3 protein-coding genes and 1 pseudogene are annotated in these 3,316 nt (G+C 73.7%); 2 read left to right on the forward strand and 2 right to left on the reverse strand.

The genetic code is table 11. The features are described from left to right. Positions 1 to 596: pseudogene (locus ECOMGDLI_RS30185) on the reverse strand (hypothetical protein); the annotation flags it as partial. A gap of 438 nt (positions 597 to 1,034) precedes the next feature. Between ECOMGDLI_RS30185 and ECOMGDLI_RS30190 the strand changes: the two are divergent. Further along, on the forward strand, positions 1,035 to 1,814 hold the full coding sequence (locus tag ECOMGDLI_RS30190; protein WP_088320530.1) for a SigB/SigF/SigG family RNA polymerase sigma factor: 780 nt from the start codon (positions 1,035 to 1,037) through the stop codon (positions 1,812 to 1,814). 36 nt (positions 1,815 to 1,850) lie between these two features. Here ECOMGDLI_RS30190 and ECOMGDLI_RS30195 read toward each other — a convergent pair whose 3' ends face one another. Next, complete coding sequence (locus ECOMGDLI_RS30195; RefSeq protein WP_158221217.1) at positions 1,851 to 2,504, reverse strand: N-acetyltransferase; 654 nt, start codon at positions 2,502 to 2,504, stop codon at positions 1,851 to 1,853. 146 nt (positions 2,505 to 2,650) lie between these two features. Between ECOMGDLI_RS30195 and ECOMGDLI_RS30200 the strand changes: the two genes are divergently transcribed. After that, a complete protein-coding gene (locus ECOMGDLI_RS30200; protein WP_088320532.1) occupies positions 2,651 to 3,223 on the forward strand; it encodes a hemerythrin domain-containing protein in 573 nt (190 codons plus the stop codon). The last annotated feature ends 93 nt before the right edge of the window (positions 3,224 to 3,316 follow it).

Genomic DNA, 3,316 nt, shown 5'->3' on the forward strand with positions numbered 1-3,316 from the left:
TCCGGGGCAGGGACCGGGACGGGGTCCGGGGTCGGAGCGGGTGCGGGGTCCGGGACCGTCACGGTGGTCGTTGCCTCCTCGAGAGCGGCCTCGGCGGCGACGGCGGCAGTGACCGCGGCCTCCTCGGCGGCGAAGAACCGTTCTCCCGCGCCGGCGGCGACGGGCAGGTCGACACCCTGCAGGTACGCGTCCCAGTACCCGTCGGGCGTGCGGACGGGCACCGCGCGGCCGGCGCGGGCCAGCCCACGACGGTGCCGTCCGACCCCGGTCACGGGGTGGTCCGCACCGACGAGGTCGACGAGCCGGCTCGTCGGCAGCGCGGCCACGGCGGCCGACACGGACCCCCGCAGCGGGATCGCCGTCCGGCCGTTGGCCCGGCGGCCGCGCGACGGCAGGACGTCACCCACCCGGGCGTCACCCACGAGGCGTTGCAGGTCCGCGACCGTGCCACCGACGAGGCGGGCGTGCCGACGCCGGGCCACCGGCCGGGCCACGAGCACACCGAGCACGGCGAGGAGCACGACGACGAGGCCGGGGACGAGGAGGGATGCGGGCGTCACCGAGGACTGCGTGACGAGCGGCAGGACGTGGACCACGTGACCTGCATCGGCACGGCCGGGGAGGAAGTTCACTCCTTCGGCCCCGTTCTTCGGCGGCTCTTCGCCGCCCGTCCCCCGGGCGTCCGGCCGCTGAGGTTTCACGTCCGCGCAGGAGGGGAAGTCTGCTCGGTGCCCTGTCCCGCGCCGCGCGACGCCAGGCGCAGGGGTGGGCGTCGCCGCACGTGCGGGGCGGGGCCACGCCAACTTCCTTCCGTACCCGCACGCACGCCACGCATTCGTGTCGAATTGCGAGACTTATCCCACCGTGGTCCGCTGGACGGACCGGGGACGCCCCGGGACGACGATTCGGTCGAGATCACGGCCAACGTCCGACTGCACCTCTGGGGGCCCGGGCCACGAGCCCGGTGATGCAGGTCGTCGCACCGGACGGACCGCACGCAGGTCCGCGGTGGAGCCTTGACAGGGAGTAGGACCATGCCGAGCCATCGACACACGAGCACCGACGAGGCACGGCAGCGGGAGACCGCCGCCGTCGTGAGCCTGCTGCAGGAGTGCACCGACCCCCATGAGCTCGCGCGGCTGCGCCAGCGGCTCGTCGTCCTCAACGTCCCCGTCGCGACGAGCATCGCGCTGCGCTACCGCTCCCGGGGCGAGGCGGTCGAGGACCTCGTGCAGGCCGCCCACCTGGGCCTGGTCAAGGCGGTCAACGGCTTCGACGCCGACCGTGGCCACGACTTCCTCGCGTACGCCGTCCCGACGATCTCCGGCGAGGTGAAGCGGCACTTCCGCGACCAGGGCTGGGACATCCGCCCGCCGCGCCGGATCCAGGAACTTCGCGGCGAGGTCGAGAAGGCAAGCAGCGAGCTGACCCAGACCCTCGGCCGCAGCCCGCGCATCTCCGAGATCGCGGCGCACCTCGGCGCGAGCGAGGACGACGTCGTCGAGTGCGTCGCGAGCGCGGACCTCTACCACGTGCACTCCCTCGACGCCCCGGTCGGCGGCGCCGAGGACCTCAACGTCGGCGACACCCTCGGGGACGTCGACCCGCTCCTCGGGCAGATCGACGACGTCCTGTCGGTCCGCCCGCTCATGGACCGGCTCGCACCGCGCGACCGACGGATCCTCGCGCTGCGCTACTTCAACGGCTGGACCCAGCAGCAGATCGCGGAGGACGTCGGCGTCACCCAGATGCAGGTGTCCCGGCTCATCACCAAGGCGCTGCGCCGGTTGCGCGAGGGTCTCGAGGCGGCCTGAGACCCGGGCCCGCGCACGGACGATGCACGGACGGGCTCAGCGGACCCCGTCGGCGCGCGGGGACCGCAGCATGATGCGGACGGTGAGCGGCTCGCCGTCCGCATCGGCGTTCTCGTCCTCGCTCACGTCGGAGGCCAGCTCGGCCTCGTGGAGCACCGAGAAACCCCGGCGGGTGTAGTAGGCCACGTTCGCCGAGGGTGCGGTCTCGAGCGCGATCGCGACCCCGGCCCGGTCCGCGGCCGCGAAGACCGGCGCGCACACCAGGGTGCCCAGACCCGCGTTGCGGTGGTCGGGCCGGGTCGCGAGGACGCCGAGGTACCAGTGCGGCTCCGTCGGCAGCAGCTCGTCGATGACCTCGTCGGTGGCGGCGATCCGCTCGGCGCTCGGCGCGGGGAGCTCGGCGACGACGTCGTTGTAGCGCGCGCCGGCGACGTCCGGCCCGATGAGGTTGCCGCCCGGCGGGACCCACATCGACACGGCCGCAACGGTTCCGTCGACCTCGACGGCCCAGACCTCGCCGCCCTCGAGGCGGGTGTCGAGCAGCACGCCGAAGAAGCGCGACGCCAGATCGGGGTACGTCGCGTCGTCCGGGAACCACCAGCGCACGAGCGGGTCGGTGGCGAACGCCGCCACGACCGTCTCGAGGGCGCCGGCGCGCTCGTGAGGGCTCAGACGTCGGACCGTGGGCACGCGTCCATCCTGACCGGCGACCGAGTCGGGGCTCACAGCGGGGTCCCGGCCCGCACCTGTTTGCGGTGTGCATCGCGGGGTACCGCCGCCGTAGGGGTCGCGCGACGTCCGGCGACCCGCCGCAGCAGACCTACCGAAGGAGCACCATGCCCGAGCACGACGCTCACGACGCTCACGACGACGTCATCACCGAGCTCGTCGTCGACCATCGCGAGGTCGAGGAGCTGTTCGTCCGGCTCGAGGGTCCGCTGAGCCCCGAGGACCGTCAGGACGCCCTCGAGCACCTCGTCGCCGAGCTCGTCCGGCACTCCGTCGCCGAGGAGGCGTGGATCTACCCGGCCATGCGCGACCGGCTCGACGACGGCAACGCGATCGCCGACCGCGAGACGGCCGAGCACCACGAGGTCGAGCTCATGCTCAAGCAGCTCGAGGGCACCGACCCGCACTCGCCGCAGTCGCGGCCGGTCCTCGAGGCCCTGATGACCGCCGTCCGCGGGCACGTCGCGGAGGAGGAGCGTCAGCTCTTCCCGGCGCTGCGCGCCGTGTACTCCGCCGAGGAGCTCCGCGACCTCGGCGACAAGGTCCGGACGGCGAAGAAGGCCGCCCCGACCCGGCCGCACCCGGGCGCCCCGCGCGACCAGGTCTCGCGCCGCGTCATGGGCCCGTTCGTCGGCCTCGTCGACCGCACGCGGGACGCGTTGTCCGGCCGGTCGGTCTAGGAGCCTGCTGAACAAAACGCCGACCGGGGTCCGTCGCTGACCTTGGTCGGTGGGTCAGGCTTGGTTCGTGCAGGGCGCGAGTGATGGGCAGCG

This window comes from Kineosporia sp. R_H_3 (assembly GCF_002198675.1).
Classification (GTDB): Bacteria; Actinomycetota; Actinomycetes; order Actinomycetales; family Kineosporiaceae; genus R-H-3.

What these genes read in the sequence shown, in the direction of transcription:
- ECOMGDLI_RS30200 (WP_088320532.1), top strand. Translation starts at nt 2,651, where the DNA reads ATGCCCGAGCACGACGCTCACGACGCTCACGACGACGTCATCACCGAG.
- ECOMGDLI_RS30190 (WP_088320530.1), top strand. Translation starts at nt 1,035, where the DNA reads ATGCCGAGCCATCGACACACGAGCACCGACGAGGCACGGCAGCGGGAG.